Annotated in this window: 22 protein-coding genes and 1 riboswitch; of the genes, 7 read left to right on the top strand and 15 right to left on the bottom strand. The window is 72.7% G+C overall.

Features of this window, described 5'->3' with window-relative positions; genetic code table 11:
* Window positions 1-26 precede the first annotated feature (26 nt).
* From OG737_RS03480 to OG737_RS03455, 6 genes are all read right to left on the bottom strand, one after another.
* Complete coding sequence (locus OG737_RS03480; protein WP_405921173.1) at window positions 27-1262, bottom strand: sensor histidine kinase; 1236 nt, start codon at window positions 1260-1262, stop codon at window positions 27-29.
* Entirely contained in the window at window positions 1259-2989 is a 1731-nt protein-coding gene (locus tag OG737_RS03475) for a cation acetate symporter (protein WP_328924652.1), read from the bottom strand. The genes OG737_RS03480 and OG737_RS03475 overlap by 4 nt, the downstream gene beginning before the upstream one ends.
* A gap of 121 nt (window positions 2990-3110) precedes the next feature.
* The gene (locus OG737_RS03470; protein ID WP_328924651.1) at window positions 3111-3386 is read right to left on the bottom strand and encodes a hypothetical protein; all 276 of its coding nucleotides are present in this window, start codon (window positions 3384-3386) and stop codon (window positions 3111-3113) included.
* Between the two features lie 192 nt (window positions 3387-3578).
* A complete protein-coding gene (locus OG737_RS03465) occupies window positions 3579-4451 on the bottom strand; it encodes a LytR/AlgR family response regulator transcription factor (RefSeq protein ID WP_405921172.1) in 873 nt (290 codons plus the stop codon).
* Between the two features lie 109 nt (window positions 4452-4560).
* On the bottom strand, window positions 4561-5538 hold the full coding sequence (locus OG737_RS03460) for an SCO0930 family lipoprotein (protein ID WP_405681456.1): 978 nt from the start codon (window positions 5536-5538) through the stop codon (window positions 4561-4563).
* Between the two features lie 124 nt (window positions 5539-5662).
* A complete protein-coding gene (locus tag OG737_RS03455; protein WP_328924648.1) occupies window positions 5663-6679 on the bottom strand; it encodes a GDSL-type esterase/lipase family protein in 1017 nt (338 codons plus the stop codon).
* A gap of 456 nt (window positions 6680-7135) precedes the next feature.
* On the opposite strand from OG737_RS03455, the gene OG737_RS03450 reads away from it, so the two are divergent.
* Window positions 7136-8590 (top strand): amino acid permease, encoded by a 1455-nt coding sequence (locus OG737_RS03450; RefSeq protein WP_328924647.1) that lies wholly within the window; start codon window positions 7136-7138, stop codon window positions 8588-8590.
* Between the two features lie 10 nt (window positions 8591-8600).
* Entirely contained in the window at window positions 8601-9056 is a 456-nt protein-coding gene (locus OG737_RS03445; RefSeq protein WP_007262967.1) for an Lrp/AsnC family transcriptional regulator, read from the top strand.
* A 69-nt stretch (window positions 9057-9125) separates the two neighbouring features.
* Here the strand turns inward: OG737_RS03445 and OG737_RS03440 are convergent, their stop codons facing one another.
* Window positions 9126-9419, bottom strand: a complete 294-nt coding sequence (locus tag OG737_RS03440; protein ID WP_328924646.1) for a WhiB family transcriptional regulator — start codon at window positions 9417-9419, stop codon at window positions 9126-9128.
* A gap of 80 nt (window positions 9420-9499) precedes the next feature.
* Window positions 9500-10201 (bottom strand): GNAT family N-acetyltransferase, encoded by a 702-nt coding sequence (locus OG737_RS03435; RefSeq protein ID WP_405921171.1) that lies wholly within the window; start codon window positions 10199-10201, stop codon window positions 9500-9502.
* 368 nt (window positions 10202-10569) lie between these two features.
* Here OG737_RS03435 and OG737_RS03430 point away from each other — a divergent pair, with 368 nt between their 5' ends.
* From OG737_RS03430 to OG737_RS03415, 4 genes are all read left to right on the top strand, one after another.
* Window positions 10570-10953, top strand: a complete 384-nt coding sequence (locus OG737_RS03430) for a hypothetical protein (RefSeq protein WP_328924644.1) — start codon at window positions 10570-10572, stop codon at window positions 10951-10953.
* A 185-nt stretch (window positions 10954-11138) separates the two neighbouring features.
* A complete protein-coding gene (locus OG737_RS03425; protein WP_328924643.1) occupies window positions 11139-11939 on the top strand; it encodes a carbon-nitrogen hydrolase family protein in 801 nt (266 codons plus the stop codon).
* A 50-nt stretch (window positions 11940-11989) separates the two neighbouring features.
* A complete protein-coding gene (locus OG737_RS03420; protein ID WP_328924642.1) occupies window positions 11990-13687 on the top strand; it encodes an NAD(P)/FAD-dependent oxidoreductase in 1698 nt (565 codons plus the stop codon).
* A 174-nt stretch (window positions 13688-13861) separates the two neighbouring features.
* The gene (locus OG737_RS03415; RefSeq protein WP_328924641.1) at window positions 13862-15055 is read left to right on the top strand and encodes a GDSL-type esterase/lipase family protein; all 1194 of its coding nucleotides are present in this window, start codon (window positions 13862-13864) and stop codon (window positions 15053-15055) included.
* Here OG737_RS03415 and OG737_RS03410 read toward each other — a convergent pair.
* The 3 genes from OG737_RS03410 to OG737_RS03400 form a co-directional block, all read right to left on the bottom strand.
* Window positions 15042-15695, bottom strand: a complete 654-nt coding sequence (locus OG737_RS03410; RefSeq protein ID WP_328924640.1) for a DUF5995 family protein — start codon at window positions 15693-15695, stop codon at window positions 15042-15044. The two genes, OG737_RS03415 and OG737_RS03410, sit on opposite strands and share 14 nt — an antisense overlap.
* 76 nt (window positions 15696-15771) lie before the next feature.
* Complete coding sequence (locus tag OG737_RS03405) at window positions 15772-17166, bottom strand: solute carrier family 23 protein (protein ID WP_328924639.1); 1395 nt, start codon at window positions 17164-17166, stop codon at window positions 15772-15774.
* A gap of 62 nt (window positions 17167-17228) precedes the next feature.
* A complete protein-coding gene (locus tag OG737_RS03400; protein ID WP_405921170.1) occupies window positions 17229-18443 on the bottom strand; it encodes an MFS transporter in 1215 nt (404 codons plus the stop codon).
* Window positions 18444-18499: 56 nt separating this feature from the next.
* On the opposite strand from OG737_RS03400, the gene OG737_RS03395 reads away from it, so the two are divergent.
* On the top strand, window positions 18500-19660 hold the full coding sequence (locus tag OG737_RS03395) for an ROK family transcriptional regulator (RefSeq protein WP_328924637.1): 1161 nt from the start codon (window positions 18500-18502) through the stop codon (window positions 19658-19660).
* A 47-nt stretch (window positions 19661-19707) separates the two neighbouring features.
* On the opposite strand, the gene OG737_RS03390 is transcribed toward OG737_RS03395, so the two are convergent.
* The 4 genes from OG737_RS03390 to OG737_RS03375 all read right to left on the bottom strand — a co-directional run bounded on the left by OG737_RS03390 (window position 19708) and on the right by OG737_RS03375 (window position 23552).
* Window positions 19708-19899, bottom strand: a complete 192-nt coding sequence (locus OG737_RS03390; RefSeq protein WP_328924636.1) for a CorA family divalent cation transporter — start codon at window positions 19897-19899, stop codon at window positions 19708-19710.
* On the bottom strand, window positions 19893-20081 hold the full coding sequence (locus OG737_RS03385; protein ID WP_328924635.1) for a hypothetical protein: 189 nt from the start codon (window positions 20079-20081) through the stop codon (window positions 19893-19895). Before OG737_RS03385 ends, OG737_RS03390 begins: the two co-directional genes overlap by 7 nt.
* 116 nt (window positions 20082-20197) lie before the next feature.
* The gene (locus tag OG737_RS03380; RefSeq protein WP_328924634.1) at window positions 20198-20968 is read right to left on the bottom strand and encodes an NAD(P)H-binding protein; all 771 of its coding nucleotides are present in this window, start codon (window positions 20966-20968) and stop codon (window positions 20198-20200) included.
* Window positions 20969-21170: 202 nt separating this feature from the next.
* A complete protein-coding gene (locus tag OG737_RS03375) occupies window positions 21171-23552 on the bottom strand; it encodes a chitinase C-terminal domain-containing protein (RefSeq protein WP_405921169.1) in 2382 nt (793 codons plus the stop codon).
* Between the two features lie 314 nt (window positions 23553-23866).
* Window positions 23867-23997, top strand: a riboswitch (FMN riboswitch).
* Window positions 23998-24033 lie beyond the last annotated feature (36 nt).

Raw genomic sequence — 24033 nt, 5'->3', positions numbered from 1 at the left:
GTCGAAGGATGCCACGGCCGCCGCCGTCAGTACCGGTGAGGCGGCTGGCCCGGCGGTGAACTGTGCACACCCGCACGGTACTTGGGTATGCGCACGGTGACCTTCATGCCGGCTCCGACGCCCGTCTCGATCACCGGCCCGTACGCGTCCCCGTACACCTGCCGGATCCGCTCGTCGACGTTGGGCAGCCCGACGCCGGACGAGGAACCCCGGTGCTCCCCGGCCAGGATCCGGCGCAGCAGGGCCGGATCCATCCCGACGCCGTTGTCCTCCACCGTGATCACCGCCTCCGCACCCGCGTCCCGCGCGGTGATCGTGATCCGGCAGTCCCGCGGGGAGTCCTCCAGTCCGTGCTTGACGGCGTTCTCCACCAGCGGCTGGAGGCACAGGAACGGCAGCGCCACGGGCAGCACCTCCGGTGCCACCTGCAGGGTGACCTTCAGCCGGTCCCCGAACCGGGCTCCGGCCAGCGCCAGATACTGCTCGACGGACCGCAACTCCTCGGCGAGCGTGGTGAAATCACCGTGCCGCCGGAAGGAGTACCGGGTGAAGTCCGCGAACTCCAGCAGCAGGTCCCGGGCCCGCTCCGGATCCGTCCGGACGAACGAGGCGATCGCGGCGAGGGAGTTGAAGATGAAATGCGGGGAGATCTGCGCCCGCAGCGCCTTGATCTCCGCCTCCATCAGCCGGGTCCGCGACCGGTCCAGCTCCGAGAGCTCCAGCTGTACGGACACCCACCGCGCGACCTCCGTCGCCGCCCGCACCAGCACCGCCGACTCCCGCGACCCGTAGGCCACCAGCGCGCCGAGCATCCCGTCCTCGCCCGTGAGCGGGGCCACCACCGCCCACTTCAGCGGACAGTCCGGCCGCTGGCACTCGGTCCGCACGCTCTGGCTCCGCCCCGACGCCAGCATCACCGCCACCCGGGCCATCGCCCGCCGCTCGTGGTGATCGGCGCCCGGACCGTCCCACGCCAGCACCGACTCCCGGTCGGTCAGGCACAGCGCCTCCGTGCCCAGCAGTGACCGCAGCCGCCGGGCGGCCTTGCGGGCGGCGTCCTCGGTCAGCCCGGCGCGCAGCGGGGGAGCGGCGAGCGAAGCCGTGTGCAGGGTGTGGAAGGTGGCCCGCTCCACCGGGGTCCCGAGATCGAGGCCGGCGGCCCGCTCACCGCGCCGGGCGTGCCGGTGGCCCGCCGCCCAGCCCGCGCCCAGCAGCAGGACCGCGCCCGCCACCGCCAGCACCGCGACCACCGCCCCCGTCACCGGGCGCCCGCCGTCCGGTCCCCGGCCACGTCCTCCGGCAGGTGCAGCCGCGCCAGGGTGGCCGCCGTCCCGCCCGGGATCCTCGACCGGGTGCCCAGCGACACCAGCACCATCGTCAGGAACCCCAGCGGCACCGACCACGCCGCCGGCCACGCCAGCAGCGTGTGCATCCAGCCCGCCGGGGCCAGGCCGCCCCGGGTCGCCAGTACCGCGCTCAGCGCCGCCCCGCCGCCCGTGACCAGCCCGGCCACCGCACCCGGCGGCGTCAGCCGGGGCCACCAGATGCCCAGGACCAGCAGCGGACAGAACGACGAGGCCGACACCGCGAAGGCCAGCCCCACCGCGTCCGCCACCGGTACGTCGCGCGCCAGAACGCTCCCGCCCAGCGGCACCAGGATCGCCAGCAGCACCGCGAAGCGGAAGCTGCGCACCCCGCGGGCCGGCAGCAGGTCCTGGTGCAGCACCCCGGCCACCGCCATGGTCAGCCCCGAGGCCGTCGACAGGAAGGCCGCGAAGGCGCCCCCGGCCAGCAGCGCCCCCAGCAGGTCCCCGAGCGGCCCGCCCAGCATCCGCTCGGGCAGCACCAGCACCGCCGCGTCCGCGTCGCCGGTGAGGGCCAGCTCGGGTGCGTAGATCCGGCCCAGCGCCCCGTACACCGGCGGCAGCAGGTAGAAGACCCCGACCAGCCCGAGCACGACCAGCGTGGTGCGGCGCGCGGCCCGCCCGTTGGGGCTGGTGTAGAAGCGCACCGCGACGTGCGGCAGGCCCATCGTGCCGAGGAAGGTGGCCAGGATCAGCCCGTACGTCGCGTACAGCCGGTACTCCCGGCGGTCCCCGGACAGCGGCTCCGACCAGCTGGACACCCCGAGGCCCGCCTCCGCCCGGGTGTCGGGGACGGGCGTGTCCGGGCTGAACTCCAGCCGCGCGCGGGCCCGTACGGAGTGCTGTCCGGCGGCCAGGGTCACCGGGGCGGCCTCGTACGTCCGCCCGTCCACCTGCCCGGTCACCGTCACCGTGAGCGGCGCCTCCACCGACAGCCGTACGTCCTCGGCCAGCGTGACGGCGGTGTGCTCGCGGAAGACGGCCGGGGCGTCGAAGGAGGCCCGCGGCGCACCGTCCCCGGCCCACGCGGCGACCAGGAAGAAGGCCGGGACCAGCAGGGCGGTGAGCTTGAGCCAGTACTGGAAGGCCTGCACGAAGGTGATGCTGCGCATCCCGCCGGCGGCCACGGCGGCGCTCACCACGACGGCGACGACCACCCCGCCCACCCAGTGCGGGGCTCCGGTCAGGATCGCCAGGGTCAGCCCCGCGCCCTGCAGCTGCGGCAGCAGGTACAGCCAGCCGACCCCGATGACGAAGAGCACCGCGATCCGGCGCACCGCCTGGGACTCGAGCCGGGCCTCGGCGAAGTCCGGCAGCGTGTACGCGCCCGATCGGCGCAGCGGGGCCGCCACCAGCACGAGCAGCACCAGGTACCCGGCGGTGTAGCCCACCGGATACCAGAGCATCTGCGGACCCTGGAGCAGCACCAGCCCGGCCACCCCGAGGAAGGACGCGGCGGAGAGGTACTCCCCGCTGATGGCCGCCGCGTTCAGGCGGGGCCCGACCGTGCGCGAGGCGACGTAGAAGTCGGAGGTGGTCCGGGATATCCGCAGCCCCAGGGCGCCGACCAGGACCGTGACCAGTACGACGACGGTGACCGCGGTCAGCGCGTACGTCTGGTTCACCGGGCGGTCCTTCGGCAGGGGGTGCGGTCCCCCGGCGACGCGAGGGGGAGGGTGACGGGAGTCTACGCACGCCCCCTGACAGGGCAACAGGCACGATTCGGACCGGGTGGGGCCCCGCGGCTCAGATCACCGGGTCGCGGTGTTCCGCGCAGTCGCGCAGGGCGATCTCCAGCTCCACGTACGACTCCTCGGCGCGGCGGAAGGCCAGCGTCAGCGCCGCCTCCGCGCGGGGCGGCACCTGGTCGCGGACGCCCTCGCCGGCCTCGTACAGGATGTCGGCCCAGCGGGCGGCCGCGCTGCGCAGCCGGGCCAGCAGTGCCTCGGCCTCGTCGGGCCCGGTGGGCCGGGTGCGGGGCAGTCCGGTGAGGGCGTCGAGCAGCGCCTGGATTTCGGACATCTCGCTCCTCCCGCGCCGGAAGATCCACGATACGCGGGGGCGGTGACCCCGGAGGGCCGTTCACCGGGCCGGTGCGGCCGACGGTTCCGGCGGATCGCCGTACGCCCCTCGGCGTGCGACGAACGGCGCTGCCGCGCCGCCGGACGGTCGCCGTCGCCCGGCCGACGGTCGGGCGCGGGCACGCCGGCCGGCTCAGCCGGTCGCCTGGCGCATCAGGAGGTCCCGCAGCTCCCGCGCGTGCCTGCGGCTCACCTGGAGCTCCGCCGAGCCCACCCGGACGCTGGTGGTGCCCGCGTCCAGCCTCAGCTCGTCGATCCGGGCCAGGGCCACCAGATGACGGCGGTGGATCCGGACGAACCCGCGCGCCGCCCACCGCTCCTCCAGCGTGGACAGCGGGATCCGGACCAGATGGCTGCCCTCGTCGGTGTGCAGCCGGGCGTAGTCGCCCTGGGCCTCGACGTAGGCGATGTCGGCGATCGCCACGAACCGGGTGACCCCGCCCAGTTCGACGGCGATCTGCTCCGGCGCGCGGTCGGCGACGGTGACCTCGGCCGCCGGGCGGCGCGGCACCGGCACGGCCGGCAGGGCCGACGGGGCCGGTGAGGCGGGAACGGCGGCGGCGGGCGGACCGGCCGGCACCCACTGTCCGGCGGCCGCCGGAGCCTCTCCGGCCCGGCCCAGCTGCGCGCACGCCCGCCGCACGGCCTCGGCCAGCCGCTCCGGTCGTACGGGCTTGAGTACGTAGTCCACGGCCTTGAGGTCGAAGGCCTGCACGGCGAACCCCTCGTGGGCGGTGACGAACACGATCAGCGGCGGCCGCGCGAACCCGGCCAGCAGCCGGGCGATGTCCAGCCCGGTCAGCCCGGCCATGTGGATGTCGAGGAAGACCACGTCGATGGCGTCGGCCCCGTCCGGGCCGGTCTCCAGCGCCCGGGTGATCCGGCGCAGCGCCTCGGTCGCGTCCGAGGCCCCCTCCGCGCTGCGCACCCGGGGATCGGAGCGCAACAGGTAGAGGAGCTCCTCCAGGAGCGGCTTCTCGTCGTCGACGGCCAGTACGCGCAGCATGCGGTGGAGTCTATGGACGACGGCGCCGGGGCGGAACGGTGCGCGGCCCGCCTGCCGGGGGGGGGGGGCAGGGGGCCGCGCGGTTCGTGAGTGGGGGAAGGGGTGGCGGTCAGGAGGTGGTGATCAGCTTGCCGTCGGGGGAGACCGCGTACCAGGTGCCGCCGACGCCCTGCCCGTTGATGTCGCCGGCCTTCTTGTCGCCGGAGAAGGTGTAGACGGGCCAGCAGTCGATCGCCTGCTGCTTCTTGCCGTCGGGGCGGTCCAGCACGGAGTAGCCCTTCTCCACGATGCCCTTGGCGTTGGCCTTGTCCACCGGGGGCACCACCGGCCACTTGGCCACGCAGTCACCGGTGCAGTTGGAGGCCATCGGCCAGGCGGTGTCCTTCTTGAACCGGTAGACGGTCATCCCGTTGCCGTCGACGATGTGCTCGCCGAGCTTGGGGTCCTTGGCCACGGTCAGGGCGCCCGAGGCCTCGCCCGCACCTGCCGGGGCAGCCGGTGCGGCAGTCGCCTGCTTCGCGGCCTTCTTCCCGTCGGGCGCAAGCGCGAACCAGGTCCCGCCGACGCCCTGCCCGTTGGTCTCGCCCGCCTTGGTGTCCTTGCTGTAGCGGTACACCGGCCAGCCCCCCACGGTCAGCTGCTTGCTGCCGTCGCTGCGAACCACCTCGCCGAGCACCGACGCGTCCATGCCCGCGGCGGCGGTGGCGTCGCCGGCCGCGACCACCGGCCAGGTCTTCGCGCAGTCCCCTTCGCAGTTGGACTTCGGCGGCTTGGCGGTGTCCTTGTCGAAGCGGTAGAGGGTGAATCCGGCGCTGTCGGCGAGGACGGAGCCGAGCTCCTCGTTCTGGGCGATCGCCAGCTGCCCGGCGGCCTTGGTGCCCGCTCCGGCGGCATCTCCCGCTCCGGCGGCGTCCCCCGCGCCGTAGTCGGAGCCGTAGCCGCCGGCTCCGGAGGCCGGGGCCGCGGCCGCGGCCCCGGCCGGCTTCGCGTCGCCGGCCTTGGACTCGTACCCGCCGTCGCAGGCTGTCGCCGTGAGGGTGACGACGACTGCCACGGCGGCCAGGGTGGTTCCGCGCTTGATGCCCATCTTGATCTCTCCCACGTGTGGTGTCTCCGTGTCCGTCGCCCGTCTCCGGTGCGTCGGCAACTGTGCGAAGGACACGCCCTGTCGGGGTCGATCTGTTCAAGCGGATTCGTGTGGGCTGTTTCACTCACCCGGTACCGAACCCGGTCCGCCGCAGAGCCGTGGCCACAGCGAGGCCGAGTACCTGGTGTCCGGCGTCGTTGGGGTGGAGTCCGTCCGCCAGGTGCTCGGGACCGAGCAGGTCACGGCCCGGGAGCACGGCGAGGCGGCCGTCCCCGGCGGCCATCCGGTCCCGCGTGGCGCGCTCCATCGCGTCGCGCAGGGCGCCCAGGGTGGCGCCCAGTTTGTTCGGGGTGCGCTCGGCGTCGGGCCGAAGGACGGGGGAGACCAGCAGGATCGGGGTCCGCGGGTGCCCCTGGCGGACCAGGTCGAGGAAGGCGCGGGTGGTCTCGTAGAGCAGCGGGGCGGAAAAGGGCACCCGGGACCAGCAGTTGGTGCCGAAGGCGAGGGTGATGACGTCGGCGGGCAGGGCGGCGAGCTGTTCGGCGGTGGCGAGCTCCCCGCGGGCGGCGCCCGCGTAGCCGAGGTTCACGGTGTCCCAGCCCAGCGCCCGGCCGGTGACCGCGGGCCAGCCGTGGGCGGGGCGGGTGGACCACCAGCCCTCGGTGATGGAGTCGCCGTGCACGATCCAGCGCGGGGCGGGCGGCGGCGGGGCGAGCGGGCCGCCCATTCCGCGCAGGCCGAGGATCAGCGGGGACTGGGTCTCGGGCGGGTGGATGGTGAACGGGCCGGCACCGCCGGGCAGTTCGATCCGTACGACGGCTTCGCCGGCCGGTTCGGTGAACACCTCGCGGACCACCCCGTGCCGGTCCCACAGGGCGAAGCCGTGCGAGAGGTCGCGCAGGGCGTCGGTGGGACCGGGAACCGTGGCCCGGTAGCGGATCTCCACCGCCCGCGCCGTCTCGGTGGTGAACTCCAGCCGGACGCCTATGGGCAGGGTGGCCCGCTCGCCGGTGTCCCAGGGCAGCCGCATGGTGTCGGCCGGGTCGGCCCGTACCGGGCGCCCCTTGTCCAGCCAGGCCACTCCGCGCAGGAAGGGTCCGGGGTCCTGCCACTCCTCGTCGGCGCCGCTCGGTCCTCTCACGCGTCTCCTCCGTTCGCCGGGTGCGGGATCCGCGGCCGGGCGCCGCGCCCCCGCCCCGCTCCCGGGCCGCCGGGTTCACCCGTACCCCGCCGGAGCCCGGATCGACCGCCGGCGGGCGGACCAGTGGGGCCGCCCGGCCCCGGCGGCACGCTGCGGCAGATCTGATGAACTGTCAAGAAAAGGAAGCGGAGCGTTACCGCGCAGTGATCGATCATCCGTGCGCAACAAAGGGCCATCCGGGACAGATCCGCGCAACGATCATTCGCCAATGTGCAAGGATGGTGCATTACGGGCGCTATCCCTCAGCTCGTAGGCTCACTCGCTGTACGTGGAGTGGCGCGGACCGCCTGCTCGGCGGTCCCCCATGCCCAGGCGCGCTTTCCGCGCGCCTGCTCCTGCTCAGGACCGCTGCGGTCGACGCCTTATCCCCACCCGCAGTGTCAAAGGAGTCCCCCCGTGCTCGAAACCGGCCAGGCGCCACCGCTCACCTCCGAGCCCCGCAAGCCTGCCCATCCTTTGCTGCGCCGCAAGCCGGTCGAGCAGCTGGTCGCCGAGGGCGGCCAGGGTGAGGGCGGCACGCTGCGCCGCTCGCTCACCATGTGGCAGCTGACGATGATCAGCATCGGCGCCACCCTGGGCACCGGCATCTTCGTCGTCCTCGGCGAGGCCGCCCCCAAGGCCGGCCCGGCCGTGACGATCTCCTTCATCATCGCGGGCCTGACCGCGCTGTTCTCGGCCCTCTCCTACGCGGAGCTGGCCGGATCCGTGCCGGTCTCCGGCTCCTCGTACTCGTACTCCTACGCGACCATGGGCGAGTTCATCGCCTGGATCTGCGGCTGGTGCCTGGTCCTGGAGTACGCCGTCTCCGTGGCGGCCGTCGCCGTCGGCTGGGGCCAGTACCTCAACGAGCTCCTCGACGGGACCATAGGCATCACCATCCCGGAGAAGCTCGGCGCCCCGCTCGGCGAGGGAGGCTGGATCAACCTGCCCTCGCTGGTCGTGGTCCTGCTCGCCATGGTCTTCCTGATGCGCGGCGCCAAGGAGAGCGCCATGATCAACTCGATCATGGTCGCGGTGAAGATCGTCACGCTGGTGCTCTTCATCGGCATCGGCGTCATGGGCATCAAGTCCGGCAACTACGCCCCGCTCGCCCCGCTCGGCGTCACCGGCATCAGCGCCGCCGCCTCCACGCTCTTCTTCTCGTACATCGGCTTCGACGCCGCCTCCACCGCCGGTGAGGAAGCCAAGAACCCGAAGAAGGACCTGCCCCGCGCGATCATGCTCTCGCTGGGCATCGTCACCGTCCTGTACGTCCTCGTCGCCTTCGTCGCCGTCGGCGCCATGCCGTGGCAGGACTTCGAGGGCACCGAGGCCGCCCTGGCCCAGATCATGACCAACGTGACCGGTACCAGCGTCTGGGGCGTCGTCCTCGCCGCCGGCGCCGTGGTCGCCATCGCCTCCGTCGTCTTCGCCGTCCTCTACGGCCAGACCCGCATCCTCTTCGCGATGTCCCGCGACGGCCTGGTCCCCAAGGTCTTCGCCAAGGTCGACGAGAAGACCGGCGCCCCGCGCGCCAACGTCGTGATCGTCTCCATCTTCTGCGGCGCCCTCGCCGCGTTCATCCCCCTGGGTGAGCTCGCCAACGCGACCAGCATCGGTACGCTCTTCGCCTTCGCCCTGGTCAACGTCGCCGTCGTCATCCTGCGCCGCACCAAGCCCGACATGCCGCGCACCTTCAAGGTGGCGTGGTACCCGGTCCCGCCGATCCTCGGCTTCATCGCCTGCGCCTACATGATGTACAGCCTGCCGGGCGCGACCTGGGTCGCCTTCGGTGTCTGGATGGCCGTCGGCCTCGTGGTCTACTTCCTGTACGGCATTCGCCGCTCCACACTGGCCACAGCAGAGAAGTGATCCACCCGCAGTGCGACTGAACGATCTCGACGAACGCATCGTGCACGCCCTGGCCGAGGACGCCCGCCGCTCCTACGCGGACATCGGCTCCGAGGTCGGTCTCTCCGCCCCCGCCGTGAAGCGGCGCGTGGACCGGCTGCGGGCCGAAGGCGCCATCACCGGCTTCACGGTCCGCGTGGACCCCGCCGCGATGGGCTGGGAGACCGAGGGCTTCATCGAGATCTACTGTCGCCACAACACCTCGCCGGACGACATCCGGCGAGGTCTGGAGCGGTACCCCGAGGTGGTGTCCGCGTCGACCGTCACCGGCGACGCGGACGCCCTCGTCCAGGTCTTCGCCTCCGACATGCGGCACTTCGAGCGGGTACTGGAACGCATCGCGGGCGAACCCTTCGTGGAACGCACCAAGTCCGTCCTGGTCCTCTCCCCGCTCCTGCGCCGCTTCACCTCGGGCGCGCCCGCCTAGCCAGGCCCGCGTAGACAGGCCCGCACGGCCAAGCGGCCTCGGGGAAGTAGGGCACGTCCCCGCCGCCGCTCAGGCCCGCAGAGCCGGCTCCACCCCGGCGAGCCGGGCGTGCCGTTCCTCCTCCGTGAGCCCGCCCCAGACGCCGAACGGCTCACGGGTGCGCAGCGCGTGATCGAGGCAGGCGGCCCGCACCGGGCACCCCGCGCAGACCCGTTTGGCGGCGGCGTCCCGCTCCTCCCGGTCCTCGCCGCGTTCTCCGGCGGGATGGAAGAAGCGGCCGGAGCCCAGATCGCGGCAGGCCGCCCGGGACTGCCACTGCCAGAAGTGGTGCGCGGCGCCGGGCAGGCGTGAGACGTCGGTCATGGCAGTTCCTTTCCGTGGGTTGTCCCGCGTCTGACCGCTGGACGCCCCGCGAAACCCCGCCGTGGCCGACGGCCCGTGGGTCACGCCTCCTTGGCCGGCGTACGGAGCCCCAGGAAGTCCGGCCGGCGCCGCAGGGTGAACCCCATCGACTCGTAGAGCCGCACCGCCCCCGTGTTCTCCGCCGCCGCGTGCAGGAACGGGCTGTCCCCGCGCTCGCGTACCGCGGCTGCGACCGCCCGTATCAGCCGGCCCGCCAGGCCCCGGCCCCGGTGGTCCGGGTGCGTGCACACCGCGCTGATCTCCGACCAGCCCGTCGGCCGCATCCGCTCCCCGGCCATCGCGACGAGCCGCCCCTCGTGCCGGATCCCGAGGTACGTGCCCAGTTCGACGGTCCGGTCCATGAACGGGCCCGGCCTGGTCAGCTCGACCAGCTCCAGCATCTCCGGCACGTCGCCCGGCCCCAGCGCGGCCGCCTCGGGCGCGGCCTCGGCCCGTACCCCCCGGCCGTCCAGCTGTACGCCGGGAATCGCCGCCACGGTCTCCCAGCCCGGCGGCGGGGTCAGCAGCCCGGTCACCCAGACCCCCTCACCGGGGCCGGCCAGCGCCGCAAGATCCGCCCACGCGCGGGGGTCCCGCGGGTCGGCGAGCGCCGCGAACGGGCTCGCGTCCTGCGCGTAGCGGGCGGCCAGGCCCGCGGGCCCGTGCTCGGCGAAGGTGCGGTGCGGTCCGGTCAGCGCGGCCCAGACCGGGTTGTCGAGTACGTCGGGTACCTCGGGGGACATCGGTGCGGAACTCCCTTTCCGTCGGTGCGGCGGCGAAACCGGCCGTCACCGCCTTCTTGACGGCCCCATGTGCCGCCACGAGACTGCGGGGGACGGCCGCGACGGCCGGCGCCCGCCCCGGGAAGCCTAACGACCGCGGGACGGGCCTCGCGAGGACGGGACGGGGGCGGGACCGGTGGACACAGGGACCCTCCGCCGCTGGTGGCTGACCCGGCGCCTGCACATCGACCTCCTGCGGGTGTGCAGCGCATTCACCGCGCGAGGCTGAGCCTCTTTCGGACCCACACGGGCGACCCGGCCCGCGCCCCGCGCCGCCGGGAGCACCGCCCCGCTCAGGCCACTTCCGCGCGCCCCGCCCCAGGAGAGCCATGTCGTACACCGTCCTGCCCCGAACCGGTCCGGCGCCCGCCCTCCGCGGCCGCATCGGGACCGGTTTCTCCCCCGTCCCGCACCGCTACCGCCTGTACCTCTCCGCCGACTGTCCGCGCTCCCGGCAGGTGACGGGTGCCCTCGCCCTGCTGGGCATCGAGGACTCCGTCGGCGCCACCGTCCTCGGCGACGACACCGCAGCGCCCGGGCACACCGAGCTGCGCCTCGCGTACGAGGCGGCGGGCCACCACTTCGACGGCACCCGGACCGTCCCCGCCCTCGTCGACACCTGGAGCGGCCGGGTGGTCTCCGACCACGCCCCCGACATCCTCGACGATCTCCGTTTCCTGGCCTCGCACCCGGCCTTCCGCACGGGCTCCTGAGAGGGATCGCGGGGGCTCTCACCAGGCCCGCAGGGCCCCCGCGGAACGCCGCGCAACGAATCTCCGGGCAAGTGGTGGAACACGCAACGAATCGATGCGCGCAGCGCAACGGTCACGGCTTGTCCGGGTCGAACGCGCGAACGTACCGTCTAAGGACCCCACCCCTCCTGCCACAGAGGTAGTCCATGCCCCCGCTGCGCACCGCCCTCCTCCAGAGCTCCGGACGGCTCGGCGACACCGCCGAGAACCTCAAGGCGCTCGACGAGGCCGCCGCGCGCGCCGCACAGGGCGGGGCCGGGCTCCTCGTGACCTCGGAGATGTTCCTGACCGGCTACGCCCTCGCGGTCGAGGACGTCGCCGGTCTCGCCGAGCCCGCCGACGGCGAGTCCGCCCACGTCATCGGCGGCATCGCCCGCCGTCACGGGATCGCGGTCCTCTACGGCTACCCCGAGCGGGACGGCGACACCGTGTACAACGCGGCGCAGCTCGTCGGCCCGGACGGCGCCCGGCTCGCGAACTACCGCAAGACCCACCTCTTCGGCTGCTTCGAGCAGGAAGCCTTCACCCCCGGCGACACCCCCGTCGTCCAGGCGGACCTGAACGGCCTCCGCATCGGCATCATGATCTGCTACGACGTGGAGTTCCCCGAGAACGTCCGGGCGCACGCGCTCGCCGGCACCGACTTCCTGCTGGTGCCGACCGCGCAGATGCACCCGTTCCAGTTCGTCGCCGAACAGCTCGTCCCCGTACGGGCCTTCGAGAACCAGATGTACATCGCGTACGTCAACCGCACCGGCCCGGAAGGCGAGTTCGAGTTCGTCGGACTCAGCTGCCTGGCGAGCCCCGACGGGGTCACCCGGACCCGGGCCGGCCGCGGCGAGGAGCTGGTGTTCGGCGAGGCCGATCCCGAGCTGCTGGCCGCCTCGCGCGAGAACAATCCGTACCTGCGCGACCGCCGCCCCGGGCTCTACGCCTCCCTCGTCTGAGTCCCGCCAGCGCCCTCCCCCTGCCCCACCCCCGCAAGGAGTCGTACCCCATGACGTCCACGGTGCCCACCACCGCCGTCCCGCACAGCGACGGACAGCCCCCGATCACCATGTTCGGGCCGGACTTCCCGTACGCGTACGACGACTTCCTCGCCCACCCGGCGGGCCTCGGCCAGATACCGGCGACCGAGCACGGCACCGAGGTCGCCGTCATCGGTGGCGGCCTGTCCGGCATCATCTCGGCCTACGAGCTGATGAAGATGGGCCTCAAGCCCGTCGTCTACGAGGCGGACCAGATCGGCGGCCGGCTGCGCACCGTCGGCTTCGAGGGCGCCGGCACCGAGGGCCTGACCGCGGAGATGGGCGCCATGCGCTTCCCGCCGTCCTCCACGGCCCTGCAGCACTACATCGACCTCGTCGGCCTGGTCACCGAGCCCTTCCCGAACCCGCTCGCCGAGGCCACCCCCTCGACGGTCGTGGACCTCAAGGGCGAGACCCACTACGCCGAGACCATCGCCGACCTCCCGCAGATCTACCGCGATGTCGCCGAAGCGTGGAACGCCTGCCTCGACGAGGGCGCCGACTTCTCCGACATGAACACCGCGATGCGCGAGCGGGACGTCCCGCGCATCCGCGAGATCTGGGCCAAGCTCGTCGAGAAGCTCGACGACGAGACCTTCTACGGCTTCCTCTGCAAGTCCGAGGCCTTCCAGTCCTTCCGCAAGCGCGAGATCTTCGGCCAGGTCGGCTTCGGCACCGGCGGCTGGGACACCGACTTCCCGAACTCCATCCTGGAGATCCTCCGAGTCGTCTACACCGAGGCGGACGACCACCACCGCGGCATCGTGGGCGGCTCGCAGCAGCTCCCGATGCGCCTGTGGGAGCGCGAGCCCGAGAAGATCGTCCACTGGGCGCAGGGCACCTCGCTGTCCTCCCTGCACGAGGGCACCCCGCGCCCCGCGGTGACCCGCCTGCACCGCACGGCCGGCAACCGCATCACCGTCACCGACTCCTCGGGCGACATCCGTACGTACCGCGCCGCGATCTTCACGGCGCAGTCCTGGATGCTGCTGTCCAAGATCGCCTGCGACGACTCGCTGTTCCCGATCGACCACTGGACCGCGATGGAGCGCACCCACTACATGGAGAGCTCGAAGCTCTTCATTCCGGTGGACCGGCCGTTCTGGCTGGACAAGGACGAGGAGACCGGTCGCGACGTCATGTCGATGACCCTCACGGACCGCATGACGCGCGGTACGTACCTCCTGGACAACGGCCCGGACAAGCCCGCCGTCATCTGCCTCTCGTACACCTGGTGCGACGACAGCCTGAAGTGGCTGCCGCTGTCCGCGAGCGAGCGGATGGAGGTCATGCTGAAGTCCCTCGGCGAGATCTACCCGAAGGTCGACATCCGCCGCCACATCATCGGCAACCCGGTGACCGTGTCCTGGGAGAACGAGCCCTACTTCATGGGCGCGTTCAAGGCCAACCTCCCCGGCCACTACCGCTACCAGCGACGCCTGTTCACCCACTTCATGCAGGACCGCCTCCCCGAGGACAAGCGCGGCATCTTCCTCGCGGGCGACGACATCTCCTGGACGGCAGGCTGGGCCGAGGGCGCCGTCCAGACCGCCTTGAACGCGGTCTGGGGCGTCATGCACCACCTGGGCGGCACGACCGACTCCACCAACCCGGGCCCGGGCGACGTCTACGACGACATCGCCCCGGTCGAACTCCCGGAGGACTGACCTCCCCCTCCCGGACTCCGGCGGTGACACCCACGCCCCGGACCCCGTGACCACGGGCCGCCCCCGCGCAAACATCGCGGCGGCGGCCCGTACTCATGCCCGCTCATGCCCGGCGTGAGCGCCCGCCCGCGTAAAGCGGGTGCGGGGCGGGCCCGGGGTCGGCAGGGTGGGGGCATGAACGCCCCTTCCGACCAGGCCGGCACGGCCCGATGGATCACCACCGCCGTCGAGGCGCACCTGCTGCGCGGCGCCCTCGACGTGGAACGCACCGCGCACGGCGTGCTCCCGCACCGGCTGCCCGCCCGCGCGCGCGGGCAGTTCCCCGACGCGAACCTGGCCGCGGTCGAGGCCCAGCCCTCCGGGGTGCGCCTCGCCTTCCGGACCGGGGCCAGCGCCGTCGAGCTGGACGCGCTCCCCACCAAGGTGGTCTACCAGGGCGCCCCGGCCCGCCCGGACGGTGTGTACGAGCTGCTCGTCGACGGCCGCCCGGCCGGCCGGGGCAGCGTGGCGGGCGGCAACGTGAGCGTCGTCGACATGGCCACCGGGTCCGCGGTCCTGCGGCCCGGCCCGCCCGGCACCGTCCGGTTCACCGGGCTCCCCGCCGGGATGAAGGACATCGAGATCTGGCTGCCCCATACGGAGGTCACCGAGCTCATCGCCCTGCGCACCGACGCCCCGGTCGAGGCCCTCCCCGACCGCGGCCGCAGGGTGTGGCTGCACCACGGCAGCTCCATCAGCCACGGCTCCTTCGCCGCCGACCCGACCGGCACCTGGCCCGCGCTCGCTGCCGCCCTGGGCGGCGTGGAGCTGGTCAATCTGGGATTCGGCGGCAACGCCCTGCTCGACCCCTTCACCGCGCGCGCCATCCGGGACACTCCCGCGGACCTGATCAGCCTCAAGATCGGCATCAATCTGGTCAACCACGACCTGATGCGCCTACGCGCCTTCGTCCCGGCCGTGCACGGATTCCTCGACACCGTCCGCGAGGGGCACTCCACCACCCCGCTGCTGGTCGTCTCTCCCGTGCTGTGTCCCATCCACGAGGACACCCCGGGTCCCACCGGGCCGGACTTCGAGGGCGGGGAGCTGCGCTTCCGGGCGCTCGGCGACCCGGCGGACCGGGCCGCCGGGCGGCTGACGCTCGGCGTCATCCGCGACGAACTGGCGCGCGTCACCGCGCAGCGGGCGGCCGACGACCCGAACCTGCACCACCTCGACGGCCGCGCCCTCTACGGCGAAGCGGACTTCGCCGAACTGCCCCTGCCCGACAGGCTCCACCCGGACCCGGCCGGTCATCGCCGCATCGGCGAACGCTTCGCGGAACTGGCCTTCGGCGGCAGCGGTCCGTTCGCCGTCACAGGCGGCTGAGCCGGCCCGGGGTCAGCAGGCAGCGGCCGACCAGGCCGACGCCCGCGTCGAGGGACTCCCGGAACTCCTCGGCCAGGTCGGGGGAGCGGCGCAGCGTCCACAGCAGGCGGGCCGCCGCCCAGGCACCGGCGCGGGCGCGCTCCAGGCTCCACGAGCCGACCAGGTGGGTGAGCGGGTCGGCGATCTCCAGGAGGTCCGGGCCCGGCATCAGCTCTTCCCGGATGTGCTCCTCCAGGGCGACCAGGATGTCGCCGACCCGGTCGAAATCGGCTTCGAGGGCGGCCGGTTCGCAGTCCAGGGCGCGGCAGGTGGACACGACCGCCACCGCCAGGTCGTGGCCGATGTGCGCGTTGATCCCGGCCAGCGCGTGCTGGAGCGGCCGGATCCCGGGGTGGCGCCGGTACTGGAGCAGCGGCCGCCAGCAGGCCGGAGCCCGGTCCGCCTCCACCGCCGCCAGGTACCGCTCCGCGAACCGCACACTGAGGGTCTGTGCCCGCCGCGGCGCCGGGAACCCGCCGTGTTCGATCCGCCGGTGCAGGGTCTGCGTCACCGTCAGGTAGACCCGGTTGAAGACGGCGACACCGTCCTGCGGCGGGAGCCGCTCGTCCAGGGCGCGCATCCGCGCCAGCACCGCTTCCATGGGAGGCAGGGTCGCAGGCGCCGGGCCGGATCCGGGGAACTTGGCCGTACGCTTCGCCGGTTCGGGCGAAACCGCGTCAACGCGGCGTGTCCGGGCCGTCCTGATCATCGTAGGCGGAGGTGCCCTCGTCGAGCAGGGGCTCCTGCTCCTTCATGTGTGCCGGGGCGAAGTACCGCAGCGTGTGGTAGCCGGTGATCACCACGATCGTGCCCAGCGCGATACCGCCCAGTTCGAAGCTGTCGGTGATCTGCATCTTCACCCCGCCGACGCCGATGATGATGCCCGCCGCGGCAGGCACCAGGTTCAGCGGATTGCGCAGATCCACCCGGCCGCTCATCCAGATCTGGGCGCCGAGCAGGCCGATCATGCCGTACAGGATGACGGTGATGCCGCCCAGCACCCCGCCGGGGATCGCGGCGACGACCGCCCCGAACTTGGGGCACAGGCCGAAGAGCAGCGCGAACCCGGCCGCCGCCCAGTACGCCGCCGTGGAGTAGACCCGGGTGGCCGCCATGACGCCGATGTTCTCGGAGTACGTCGTGTTCGGCGGCCCGCCGACCGCCGTGGACAGCATGGACGCGGCGCCGTCGGCCGCGATGGCGGTGCCGAGCTCGTCGTCCAGCGGGTCGCCGGTCATCTCCCCGACGGCCTTGACGTGACCGGCGTTCTCGGCGATCAGCGCGATCACCACGGGCAGGGCGATCAGGATCGCCGACCACTCGAACTGCGGAGCGTGGAAGGACGGCAGCCCGATCCAGTCGGCCGTGCCGACCCCGGAGAGGTCCAGGCGCCAGTGGTCCACGGCCTCGCCGCCGCCCACCGTGGAGTGGATCTTGCCCAGGACGCGGTCGAGGATCCAGGAGAGCCCGTACCCGAAGACCAGTCCCAGGAAGATCGCGATCCGCGACCAGAACCCGCGCAGGCAGACCAGGGCGAGCCCCGTGACCAGCATGGTCAGCAGCGCCGTCCACTGGTCCTGCGGCCAGTACGTCGAAGCCGTCACCGGCGCCAGGTTGAAGCCGATCAGCATCACCACCGCGCCCGTCACCACCGGCGGCATCGTCGCGTGGATGATCCGCGCCCCGAAGCGCTGCACGGCGAGGCCCGCCAGGAACAGCGCCGCGCCCACGACGAAGACGGAGCCGGTCACGACCGCGCTGTCGCCGCCCGAGGCACGGATCGCCGCCGCGACACCGACGAAGGAGAGGGAGCAGCCCAGGTACGAGGGGATTCGGCCGCGCGTCGCCAGCAGGAAGATCACCGTCGCGACGCCGGACATCATGATGGCCAGGTTCGGGTCCAGGCCCATCAGTACCGGCGCGACGAAACTCGCCCCGAACATCGCGACGACGTGCTGGGCGCCGAGCCCCGCGGTCCGCGGCCACGAAAGCCGCTCGTCCGGCCGGACCACCGCGCCGGGGGCGGGGGTCCGCCCGTCTCCGTGCAGGGTCCAGCGCACGCCGAGGCCCATGTTCCACCACTTCCGTTCCGCCGCTGGCCGAGCTTCCGGGCCGCGAGGCGGCCAGCGATATATTACGGGCGGATTCCAGCGGGTTCGTCCCGATTGGTATCGGAGGTCCGGGGTGCGGCCGGCTTCTGCCGCAGTACGGCGGCCCCCGCGACCAGCGCGAACGCCAGCAGGGTGACCAGTCCGAAGGAGACCACGAGCGAGGTCGCGTCCGCCACCGCCCCGATCGCCGACGGGGCGATCAGTCCCGATGTGTACGTGATCGTCGCGACACCCGCGATGGCCTGGGCCGGGGCCGGACCGCTGCGCGCCGCCGCCGCGAAGGCCAGCGGCACCACCACCGCGATGCCGAGCCCGATCAGCCCGAAGCCGGCCAGCGCCGCCGCGGGATGGCCGGCCGTCACGACGAGCAGCCCGCCCGCGGTGGCCGCCACTCCGCCGGCCCGGACGGTGCGCACCGCCCCGAACCGGTCCACCACCCGGTCCCCGGCGAGCCGGGTGACGGCCATGGTGAGCGCGAAGGCGGTGGTGGAGGCCGCCGCCAGGCCGGCGTCCGTGTGCAGGACGTCCCGCAGGTAGACCGCCGACCAGTCCAGGCTCGCGCCCTCCGCGAAGACCGCGCAGAAGCCGATCGCCCCGATGAACAGCGCGGACTTCGGCGGCAGCGCGAAGTGCGCCGGGGCCTGCGCCTCCTGATCGCTCCTCAGGTCCAGCACCCCGCGTACGGCGATCAGCCCGGCCGCGGTGAGGGTCAGCGCGGCGATCAGGTGGTGCAGCTGGGCGCCCGCCCCCGCCTGGGCGGCGACGGCTCCGGCGGCCGAACCGAGCAGCGCGCCCGTGCTCCACATTCCGTGCAGCGAGGACATGATCGAGCGGCCCAGCCGGTTCTCGGTCTCCACGCCGAGCGCGTTCATCGCCACGTCCGACATGCCGGAGGTGGCCCCGTACACGAAGAGCGCGAAGCACAGGGTGGGCAGGTTCGGGGCGAGGCTCGGGAGGATCAGCGACAGGGTCCACAGTGCCAGCAGTGCGCGCAGCGCGGCGCGGGCGCCGAAACGGTGGTTGATCCGCCCCGCCAGCGGCATCGCGAGCGCCGCGCCCAGGGCGGGGAAGGCGAGGGCCAGGCCCAGGGCGCCCGCGCTGAGCTGGGCGTGGTCCTGGATCCAGGGGATGCGGGTGGCGAAGGAGCCGGTGACGGCGCCGTGGGCGCAGAAGACGGCGGCGATGGCGAAGCGGGCCCGGCGCAGGCGCGCCGGGCTGAGGTCGGGTTCCCCTGTCATGAGAACTAAACTATCAGGGACCCTGCCTGATAGTTAACGTCGACGAGGTACCTAAGATGGGCGCCGTGACTCCCGCCAAGGTGCTGACCCCCGCCGCTCCGTCGCCCGCGTCGCCGAGCACGGCCCGGGCCATCAACGACCGGCTCGCCCTGCGACTCCTGCAGGAGGAAGGGCCGCTGACCGCCACTCAGCTCAAGGCGATGACCGGCCTGTCCCGCCCCTCGGTCGCCGATCTCGTCGAGCGGCTGACCCGGGCCGGGCTGATCGAGGTCGTGGGGGAGTCGGGCGAACAGCGCCGCGGCCCCAACGCGCGGCTGTACGGGATCGTCGCCGGCCGTGCGTACCTGGCCGCCCTGGACGTACGGACGGACAGCGCGACCGCGGTCGTGGCGGACCTGCTGGGCCGCCCGCTGGCCCGGGCCGCGCTCCCGGTGGACGCGGTCGACGAAGCCGTGTCCCGGCTGGAGGCCCTCGCCCGGGAGGCCGGCGCGGACCAGCTGCACACGGTGGTGGTCGGGGCCCCGGGCCTGGTCACCCCGTCCGGCGGCGAACTGCGCAGCACCGTCGGGCTGCCGGCCTGGCACGGGGACCTGGTGGCGGCCCTCCAGCGGCGGCTGCCGGCCACGGTGGCCGTGGAGAACGAGACCAACCTCGCGGCCCTCGCCGAGCAGCGCGTCGGCGCCGCGCAGGACCTGGACTCCTTCGTCCTGCTGTGGCTCGGCGGAGGCGTCGGCGCGGCGGTCGTCCTGGACGGGCGGCTGCGCCGGGGCGCCTCCGGCGGCGCGGGCGAGATCGGCTTCCTCCCGGTCCCGGGCACCGCCGGCCTGCCCTCGGCCACCGGCTGCGGCGGCGGCTTCCACGCGCTGGTCGGCCGGGACGCGGTGGCCGCGCTCGCCGCGGAGCACGGGTACGCCGGGCCGCTGGAGGAGGCGGTGGCGGGCGCCGCGGGCGAGGACTTCCTGGAGGTGCTGGCCCAGCGGCTCGCCCTGGGCGCGGCGGCCGTCGCGGCCGTCCTGGACCCGGGATGCCTGGTCCTGGCGGGCGGGCTCGGCCACGCGGGCGGGGCCGGCCTGGCGGCCGCGGTCGCCCGCGAGTTGAGCGGGCTCACCCCCGTGCCGATGGAGGTCCGCGCCACCGCACTCGGCGACCCGGCGGTCCTCACGGGCGCCCGCCTGGCCGCCCGCGAAGCCGCCCAGGCGGACCTCTTCGCGCCCTGAACCCCGCTCCCCGCTCCCTGACCCCTCCTCCGCACCGTCCGGGCCGCCTACCCGTCGTCGACGCTCTCGTCGTCGCGGAGCCTGCGCCAGAGGCGGGTGCGGTGCAGTACGTAGAGCGCGCCGGCGAGGAAGACCACCTGGAGGCCCACGGCGAGCAGCCAGAAGACGGCCCTGCTCTCCGTCTCGTCCGTCAGGTAGGCGAAGTTCATGCCGAAGAACCCCGTCAGGAAGGTCAGCACACGGCAGGTCGTCGGCCTCCAGGCCGAGCAGTCGCGGCGACGGGCTGCTCCCCGGGCGGCGCCTCCTCGGGCAGCTCCGCGTCCACGAACAGGAAACGGGCTTCCGCGAGGCGCTCACGGGCTTCCGACACCGGGGTGCGCCGCGCGATGCCCTCCGGCATGGACACCACCGAAACGATCATCGTCCCTCAGCGTGGGGCATGCTGTGGATCATTTGTCACGGTATCTCGCCCAATATCCCTTATCGGGTCCGGGCGGGCGCACCGAAGACTCCACATGGCGGCCCCAGCCCATGGCCTCAGCCCCCGACCTCAGCCGCCTTCGCCGCCCGGGCCGTCAGGAACTCGGCGAAGGTGATCTTGCCGACCGCGTGGGACGGCGCCAGGTTGCCACCGCGCCGGAAGCCCTCGTACGCCTTGCCCCACAGCGGCAGGGGGACCACCCGGCGGCGGCGCCCCGTCGCCGCGAGGTAGATCCGGCCCAGCTCCGGCAGGGTGCGGATCTCCGGGCCGCCCATGTCCGGGACGCGGCCCGCCGGGGCCGGGACGGCCAGTTCCGCCAGGCGGTCCGCCACCTCCCGGGCCGCGATCGGCTGCACCCGGACCCCGCTCGGCAGCGGCACGACCGGCAGCTTCGCCGCCATGCCCACCACCTGCGCCACCAGGTCGTGGAACTGGGTCGTGCGCAGGATCGTGACGCCCAGCCCGGACTCCTCCAGCATCCGCTCCACCTTCAGCTTCATCCGGTAGTAGCCGAAGGGGACCACGTCCACGCCGACGATCGAGATGTAGACGACGTTCGTGACGGTCCCCGCCCGCCGGGCCGCCTCGATCAGGTGTCCGGCGGCCACCTCGTCGCTCTTGCCCCCGCCGCGCGTGTTGCTCGCGCAGTGCACGACGACCTCCGCGCCCGCCATGGCCGCGGCCAGCCCGCTGCCGTCCCGCAGGTCGACCGGGTGGTCCGGGGAGTGCCGGCTCAGTACGCGGGCCTCGTGGCCCGCGTCCCGGAGCCGGGTGACGACGAGCGCGCCGAGGGTTCCGGTGCCTCCGGTGACGAGGATGGTGCTCATGGGGTCCTGCCCTTCGCTGGAAACGTTGTCCTCACCAGAAAAGACCGGACAGCCCCCGGAAACGTGACAGCCGCCGCCGAACGGGTTCCGGCCCGCGCGCACGCGCGGCCGTCCGCATGCCCGGGGCCACGTGCGAGGACCCGGTGGCCGCCGGGCCACCGGGTCTTCACGTCTTCACGTCGCGCACGTCACCCGGCGGGTGTCAGCAGGCGCCCTGGTCCTTCCAGACGCCCCATTCGCCCGTGGTGCCGGGCTCCTCGTTCTGCGTCCACCACTGGGACTTCCAGTAGTGGCCCTTGTGGGAGACGACGTTGCCGCTGTTGTAGATCTGACCCGCCACGTAGGCCGTGCCGGTGCAGGTACCGCCCGTCGGAGGCGTGGTGGTCGGGGGCGGCGTGGTCGGCGGGGGAGTGGTCGGCGGTGTGGTCGGCGGCGCGGTGCTGCCCGGCTGCACCACCGTGACGCCGCGCGCCAGGTCCCCGGCGAGCGCGTAGGTCGTACCGGAGATGTTCACCGTCCAGTTGGAGGGGGTGGAGACCGGCAGGTAGTAGTTGAACGCCAGGTCGACCGAGGCGCCCGGGGCCAGCGTCTGCCAGGCCGGGAGCTTCAGCGACACCCGGTGGAAGTCGCCCTTCAGGCCGCCGACGTTGCTGCCGGTGTGGCCGCTGCTGATCACCGTCGTGCCGAAGCCGGACTGGTCGGAGGCGTTGTTCGGGGCCGACGTCGAGTAGTCGAACCGGAACTCGGTGCCGCCCGGCAGCGTCGTCCCGGTGCTGTTGGTGATCTTGATCTTCGGGGTGATCGGGTAGTTGGAGTCGCCCAGCTTGAACTCGGTGAACTCCGTCTTGACGTCCACGGCCTGCGCCGGCAGCGCGGTGTCCGACTTCCTGGCGCCGTACGGGGCGGCCGCCTTGAACTTGTCGTACATCAGCGAGGTGAGCGTGGAGCCCATCTCGTACTGGCCCTTCGCGGCGTTCCAGCCGTAGTCGCCTGCCATCTCCCAGACCATGGTGCCGCCGATGCCGCGGTCCACCACGTAGTCGGCCTTGGCCGCCACCGACTGCTCGTCCTCGGTGGACAGGAAGACCTTCTTCTGCGCGTTCCACAGCCACGGCGCGACCAGCGTCGCGTCGTACTTGCGGGCGTAGGTGCCGGTCAGCGTCGTGTTCGCCGGGAAGCCGTACGAGGTGACGTAGTCGCCGACGATCCCCTTCTCCAGGTTCTTGGCGTGCCACATCGGGTTGGAGCCGGCCGGCGCCTCGACGCCGTTGGTGTCCTTGTCGTGCCACAGGTTGTCGATGCCGACCGCGCCGTCACCGCACTTGGTCAGGCCCGCGCCCGCCGGGCAGGTGGTCGCGGGGGCTTTGCCCCACAGGCCGTCGGTGCCGCCCTGCACGTTCTTGTGGCCGCGGGTGTAGTACGGCAGGCCGATGTTGATGCGGCCGGCCGGCATGGAGCCGCGGAAGTAGTGGTAGGCCCAGTCGGTGTTGAGGTAGCCGATGCCGCCGTACTGGGAGCTGCCGTAGACGTTCGCGGCGGCCAGCTCGGCGTCCTTGCCGTCGTCGAACAGCGAGGCATTCGGGCCGACGAACTCGTTCCAGGCCCCGTGCAGGTCGTAGGACATGATGTTGACGTAGTCCAGGTACTTCTGCATCTGGAAGGTCTCCATGCCCCGCAGGAGGTAGCCGGAGGAGGGTGCGGCGACCGTGAGCAGGTAGTGCTTGCCGTCGGTGGCGCCGGCCCGGTCGAGCTTCTCGCGCAGGCTCTTCATCAGGGCGTCGTAGCCCTTGACGAGGCCGGCCCGGCGGGCGTTGGAGAGCTGCCAGTCCAGCGGGTTGCCCGCGTCCTTCATGGTGGTCGGGTACTCGTAGTCGATGTCGACGCCGTTGAACCCGTACGTGCGGATGAACTCGACCGAGGAGTCCGCGAACGTGTCGATGCCGGCCTGGTTGACCGAGCCGTCTGCGTTGGTGGCCATCGAGTAGAAGCCGCCGGAGGCGACGCGGTTGCCGTCGTCGCCGAAGTAGCCGCCGGTCTCGGCCCAGCCGCCGACCGAGATCAGCGTCTTGACGTTCGGGTACTGCTTCTTGAACTTGGTCAGCTGGTTGAAGTGGCCCTTGTACGGGAGGGACGGATCCATCTCGGCACCCGCGACGCCCGGCCAGGTCATCCCGGTGGCGGCGTTGTTCGGGCCGCCCGCGCCGACGGAGATCTTGTTGTCGCCGCCCACGTGGGCGAAGGCGTAGTTCAGGTGGGTGACCTTGGACCACGGGATGTTGTTGGCGAGGTAGGCGGGGGTGCCGTCCTTGCCGGTGCGCCAGCCGGTGAAGTAGCCGATGACGCGTCGCTGGTGGTCGGCGCCCATCTTCTCGCGGCCTTCGGAGTCGTACACCGAGCAGTACGGGACGTCGACACCCGCCGTCTTGTACAGCCCGTCGGGGCGACAGCTCTCTCCCCCGGACTCCGTCTGGGGGGACCCCCAGGCAGCGTGCGAGAAGGTTGTCGAGAGCGCCGGTAGCAGCAGTCCGGCGATTGCGGCGCCGGATGCCAGGAGCATCGCTCTCGTACGTGTGGGGGACAGCATGGTGCCTCCTGGGGAGGGGAGGATGGCAGGACACGACAGGGCAGCAACAGGCAGAAGGACAGCTCTGGTTGGCCCGTGACGTGCGCACATCTGACGGGCTGTTCCCGGGGAAGATGAGGGGAACGTTAAGAGGACTAGACCAACCCGTCAATAGGTCTGGACCAAAGCGCGTCCGGAAGCGAGGGCGGCATACGGGTGGGGTGTCGGTGGCGCAATACGTTCGCTCAAGAATGGCTTTCTTGTGACCCAGGCCACAGCGCTTCACCCGCATGGCCGCCGATCACCCGTGGCAGACTGGCTTCAGTACCAGTAAGCAGCGCACTCCGGGGTCGGTGTAATTCCGAACCGGCGGTTATAGTCCGCGACCCGTCCGCAGCCAGCGGCCGGTTGACCAGGTGAGATTCCTGGACCGACGGTTAAAGTCCGGATGGGAGGCAGTGCGCGGCGGGCCAGTGACCGGTACGCCGCCGTCGGCGGTTCG

Origin of the sequence: Streptomyces sp. NBC_00122 (assembly GCF_045160845.1) — a bacterium.
GTDB lineage: Bacteria > Actinomycetota > Actinomycetes > Streptomycetales > Streptomycetaceae > Streptomyces.
Note: the sequence above shows the minus strand (reverse complement) of the source record. Positions and strands in the feature narration are given on the sequence as shown.

Excerpts from the sequence above, each read along its gene's own strand:
- OG737_RS03470 (WP_328924651.1), bottom strand. The coding sequence starts at position 3,386 with ATGTCCGAAATCCAGGCGCTGCTCGACGCCCTCACCGGACTGCCCCGC.
- OG737_RS03465 (WP_405921172.1), bottom strand. The coding sequence starts at position 4,451 with ATGCTGCGCGTACTGGCCGTCGACGACGAGAAGCCGCTCCTGGAGGAG.
- OG737_RS03460 (WP_405681456.1), bottom strand. The coding sequence starts at position 5,538 with ATGGGCATCAAGCGCGGAACCACCCTGGCCGCCGTGGCAGTCGTCGTC.
- OG737_RS03440 (WP_328924646.1), bottom strand. The coding sequence starts at position 9,419 with ATGACCGACGTCTCACGCCTGCCCGGCGCCGCGCACCACTTCTGGCAG.
- OG737_RS03435 (WP_405921171.1), bottom strand. The coding sequence starts at position 10,201 with ATGTCCCCCGAGGTACCCGACGTACTCGACAACCCGGTCTGGGCCGCG.
- OG737_RS03430 (WP_328924644.1), top strand. The coding sequence starts at position 10,570 with ATGTCGTACACCGTCCTGCCCCGAACCGGTCCGGCGCCCGCCCTCCGC.
- OG737_RS03425 (WP_328924643.1), top strand. The coding sequence starts at position 11,139 with ATGCCCCCGCTGCGCACCGCCCTCCTCCAGAGCTCCGGACGGCTCGGC.
- OG737_RS03420 (WP_328924642.1), top strand. The coding sequence starts at position 11,990 with ATGACGTCCACGGTGCCCACCACCGCCGTCCCGCACAGCGACGGACAG.
- OG737_RS03415 (WP_328924641.1), top strand. The coding sequence starts at position 13,862 with ATGAACGCCCCTTCCGACCAGGCCGGCACGGCCCGATGGATCACCACC.
- OG737_RS03410 (WP_328924640.1), bottom strand. The coding sequence starts at position 15,695 with ATGGAAGCGGTGCTGGCGCGGATGCGCGCCCTGGACGAGCGGCTCCCG.
- OG737_RS03405 (WP_328924639.1), bottom strand. The coding sequence starts at position 17,166 with ATGGGCCTCGGCGTGCGCTGGACCCTGCACGGAGACGGGCGGACCCCC.
- OG737_RS03400 (WP_405921170.1), bottom strand. The coding sequence starts at position 18,443 with ATGACAGGGGAACCCGACCTCAGCCCGGCGCGCCTGCGCCGGGCCCGC.
- OG737_RS03395 (WP_328924637.1), top strand. The coding sequence starts at position 18,500 with ATGGGCGCCGTGACTCCCGCCAAGGTGCTGACCCCCGCCGCTCCGTCG.
- OG737_RS03385 (WP_328924635.1), bottom strand. The coding sequence starts at position 20,081 with ATGATCGTTTCGGTGGTGTCCATGCCGGAGGGCATCGCGCGGCGCACC.
- OG737_RS03380 (WP_328924634.1), bottom strand. The coding sequence starts at position 20,968 with ATGAGCACCATCCTCGTCACCGGAGGCACCGGAACCCTCGGCGCGCTC.
- OG737_RS03375 (WP_405921169.1), bottom strand. The coding sequence starts at position 23,552 with ATGCTGTCCCCCACACGTACGAGAGCGATGCTCCTGGCATCCGGCGCC.